The following is a 3,693-nucleotide window of genomic DNA, read 5'->3' on the forward strand; positions in this document are numbered from 1 at the left end:
GCTTATTTGAAATTTGAAAGAAACTATACCTGGGATAGAATAAATAAAAAACTATCTGATACTTACAATAACATTTTTAACCTTGTTTGCTAAACCTGCAAATACACTATGAACAAATACTCTGATAAATACCAACACTTATCACCAGTCCAAAAGCAGTTTATTGATGAAAAAACAGTGAGTACTACCATGAAAATAGGAAAGTGGCTTGCGCTGCTGGCCAAGGTGGCCAAGTTTGATCAGCGCAATGACAGCAGTATTAAAAAGCTGATGGTAGCGGCTATCGTTAGCTTTGTGCTGGCCTTCTTTTCCATTTTTACCCTGGCCTTTCTGGAAGAGAACGCACTCTACCCGATAGTAACCTTTGCGGGTGCCGGAATACTATTTCTGGTCTGGAGAAGTAATAAGAAAAGCAAGGATGTCAATAACTATCTGAGGCTGTTCTTTTTGCCGGTGCTGGGCGTACTGGAAGCCAAATGTGGCAGTGAAGCAAAGCTAGCTGCAAACCTGGATTTCAGGGTGCCCAGAACAGCACTTACTCCGGAAAAAAGCAAGGTAGGGGTACGAAACCTCAAGCTTTATTCACCAAAGTACATTATTGCCAGGGTGACCATGAAAGATCAGGCCGTACTGGAATTTGTGGTGGCTGACGATATCAAAGATTTTTCATGGAAAAAAAGAAGTGCAAGTGGTAAGACCAAGTTTAAGAGCAAGACCAAATATGTGCACCAATGCCTGATCAAGATTACCCTTCCGAAATCAGAATATAACTATAAAGGCTCAACCCACCCTGCGGTTTCAGTAGAAGATGTTAATGGACACTACCAGGCCAAGTCTAAAATAAAGATAAAGACAGTAGGGCAGGACAAAGTACTGGCTGTTGGAGCATTCTTCGAGGCCATGCAGAACATCTATGCCCTGTTTGATCCGGTCAATCCTGTCGCTCAGACAACTCAGGAGAAGGCTGAGAATGAAGAACGTAAGGACGACCGGGTAGGCATGGTACACGATGATCCGGCGCTGGATCTGGCTACGCCTTATATCTGGTATGGAAGTGCTTTTAATACTTATGACTACGACAGCTTCGATCATACCGATGCGGGTGAAAATATGATGGAAGATGACACTGTAACCGCTTTTGACAGTTAATGGCTATGCCTTCATGTTTATGGCTAACCGACCATTACCCTCCGCAGCGGGGTGGAATGGCGCAGTCATGCGATCGTATAGTCAATGGATTGAGGCGAGCCGGCTATACCATTGAAATCATTCATTTTGTTAACCAGGAAAGGAAAATACGCCGAAAGCAACAGCAGAATGGCGGATATACAGCTATTCCGTTTAGCAATAGCGAAGCTCACGTACTGAACATAGCCTGGAACTACATTAAAACGCTGGGCAGCTTTGATTACATGGTGTGCTTTGGAGGCTATCTCTCTATGATCGGTGCGCCTGTTTTTTCTCAATGGGCTGGCGTAAAACTGGTTACACTGATTAGAGGGAATGATCTTGATATTTCCATTTTTACGCCCCGTAAGCGGGGAATGCTTGAAGATGCCTTGAGGCAGTCGAGCTACGTCTTTACCGTAAGCAGCGACAAAGCCGAAAAGATCAGGAAGTGGATCGGGCATGAGGAGGTACATTATATCCCTAATGGTATTGATACCGGCGAATGGCAGCCCACTTCAGGTGAGTTTGAATTTGCCAGAGAATGGAAGAAAGAGCGTGGCGAGGGGCAATTGACCCTAGGGATTTTTGGTCAGCTCAAAGCTAAAAAAGGCCTTGATTTCTTTCTGGAAGCCCTGAAAAGAACGAGCCTGGTTGAGAAGGCCCACTTGCTGCTTGTTGGTGATGTGGAGGAACATTTGGAGGAGGATTTAGGACAGATGAACTGTTCTTACACCATACTTCCCTTTCACGACCGCTACGAGCTGATGAAATATTACCTTTGCTGTGATGCCCTGGTTATTCCTTCGTTTTACGATGGTATGCCCAATGTTTTGCTTGAGGCCGGGGCTTTAGGCATTCCGGTTGTTGCCTCGGCAGTGGATGGTATGGCAGACGTTATTGAGCATGAGGAAGACGGACTTTTGTTTGAACCTGCCAATGAAGACAGTTGCAGGAAGGCTTTGTACTCATTCTTCTCCATGCCGGCAGAAGAGCGGCAGGCACTTGGGCAGCAGTTAAAAGTTAAAATAGAAACCCATTATACCCAAACCTATGAAACAAATGCTTACAAAAACCATCTCACTTAAGTTTAGTTTTATCATCACGTTACTGGCACTTTGGAGTTGCTCAGGTGGTGGCTCTACCCATGAAAATGAACAGGTTTCCGAAATACCTGCAGAGCAATCGACGGCTGCGGTCACTAAGAGTTACTACATTACTAACAGCGAAAATGTATCGATGGCAGAGATTACCGGGAGTGGGGGTGAGCTGACCATAAACATGCAAACCGGGACACTTTTCGGTGTTATGAAAAGTGAAGACAAAAGGAAGTACTACGATCAGAACGATCAATTCAGGTATGCTGTGAAGTTTAAGGATGATGCCTTTAAGCTTAGAAATGCAAATGAGGAACTGATCTGGAAAGTGAAGATCAAAGATGGTAAAATTAAGATAGCCAATAATGAGGAGATGACCGCTGCCTATGAAATTCATCGTTATGATGATGGCAGGATCAAACTGAAACAGAACGATAATGAGATCAGTTCGATTCGCTACGAGCAGGGGTCGCCGCGGGTGGAAGTGCAGGGCAAATACTTCCTTCGTAATTTCGAAGATTCCTATGCTCCCGGTGTATTGCTGATACCGGAAATAAGTGAGGTGGAGAAATTCATCATTTGTGCTGAATTGGCTGTTCAGGGCAAATGATTATCTTCTATGGTTTCGGGGGTGGTTTTGGACACCTGTCGCGGATAAAGACCTTCATTGACAATTTTGGCATTGAAAGGCCGTACAAAGTCCTGACTAACAATCGCAGTGCATTCCAACTGTTTGAGGAAAAACATATTGCTTTTTTACCTGCTGATCATGATTTTGAGGCCGGATCGTTAAGGAAGTGGCTTACAGGTGTGATCAGGGAGTATTCCCCCGGTGAATTTTATATTGATACCTTTCCATGTGGTCTTTTAGGGGAGCTTTCTGACGATCTTTTTGCGGGCATAACTGTCAATTATTTATGCAGAAGGCTCCGGTGGCACAAATACCAGCCGCTGATCAGCCAGCACCCGCCGCATATTGACTGTGCATATGTTTTTGAGCCATTAGAACCTGAACATGATAACTATGTGAAAAATGCAGTATCGGTGAAGCGGGTTGAAATGATTTTTCCTGCACCCAACATTAAGCCGGAAGCCTTGGGTCATTTGAGTCAGCCGGTATGGCTGGTGGTCCATACCACACATCAGGATGAAATTGAGGTATTGACAGACCATGCCATTGACCTGGCAAAAATGGAAGGTACCCAGCCCCAGGTGGTGGTACTCTGCGATCAGCATGCTAATGTTCCTGAGGGGGTAAAGCTGTTGCATGGTGAAAAACCGATAGACTGGTACCCACATGTGGAGAAGATATTTACAGCGGCGGGGTTTAATACCTGGTACCAGCTCAAACCGTGGAGAAACCGGCATGTAGCCATACCCTTTCCAAGAAAATTTGACGATCAGTTTTGGAGGGCGGGAAGTAAGTGAT

The 3,693-nt window shown here is 44.9% G+C and carries 4 protein-coding genes; all 4 read left to right on the forward strand.

Annotated elements, in window-relative coordinates; all coding sequences use genetic code 11:
* Nucleotides 1-108: 108 nt before the first annotated feature.
* Genes E1163_RS01745 through E1163_RS01760 form a run of 4 tightly spaced genes read left to right on the forward strand, consistent with a single transcriptional unit; the run spans nucleotide 109 to nucleotide 3,692 of the window.
* A complete protein-coding gene (locus tag E1163_RS01745) occupies nucleotides 109-1,149 on the forward strand; it encodes a hypothetical protein (protein WP_155168841.1) in 1,041 nt (346 codons plus the stop codon).
* Nucleotides 1,150-1,154: 5 nt separating this feature from the next.
* Nucleotides 1,155-2,255 carry a glycosyltransferase family 4 protein gene (locus tag E1163_RS01750; protein ID WP_185155917.1) on the forward strand — a complete coding sequence of 367 codons (1,101 nt, stop codon included), beginning with the start codon at nucleotides 1,155-1,157 and terminating at the stop codon, nucleotides 2,253-2,255.
* Nucleotides 2,230-2,874, forward strand: a complete 645-nt coding sequence (locus E1163_RS01755; RefSeq protein ID WP_155168845.1) for a hypothetical protein — start codon at nucleotides 2,230-2,232, stop codon at nucleotides 2,872-2,874. The genes E1163_RS01750 and E1163_RS01755 overlap by 26 nt, the downstream gene beginning before the upstream one ends.
* Entirely contained in the window at nucleotides 2,871-3,692 is an 822-nt protein-coding gene (locus tag E1163_RS01760; protein ID WP_155168847.1) for a hypothetical protein, read from the forward strand. The genes E1163_RS01755 and E1163_RS01760 overlap by 4 nt, the downstream gene beginning before the upstream one ends.
* Nucleotide 3,693: the final 1 nt, after the last annotated feature.

The sequence above is a fragment of the Fulvivirga kasyanovii genome (assembly GCF_009711405.1).
In the GTDB taxonomy this organism is placed as follows: domain Bacteria; phylum Bacteroidota; class Bacteroidia; order Cytophagales; family Cyclobacteriaceae; genus Fulvivirga; species Fulvivirga kasyanovii.

Coding starts and splice junctions, on each gene's coding strand:
- E1163_RS01745 (WP_155168841.1), top strand. CDS start 109: ATGAACAAATACTCTGATAAATACCAACACTTATCACCAGTCCAAAAG.
- E1163_RS01755 (WP_155168845.1), top strand. CDS start 2,230: ATGCTTACAAAAACCATCTCACTTAAGTTTAGTTTTATCATCACGTTA.
- E1163_RS01750 (WP_185155917.1), top strand. CDS start 1,155: ATGCCTTCATGTTTATGGCTAACCGACCATTACCCTCCGCAGCGGGGT.
- E1163_RS01760 (WP_155168847.1), top strand. CDS start 2,871: ATGATTATCTTCTATGGTTTCGGGGGTGGTTTTGGACACCTGTCGCGG.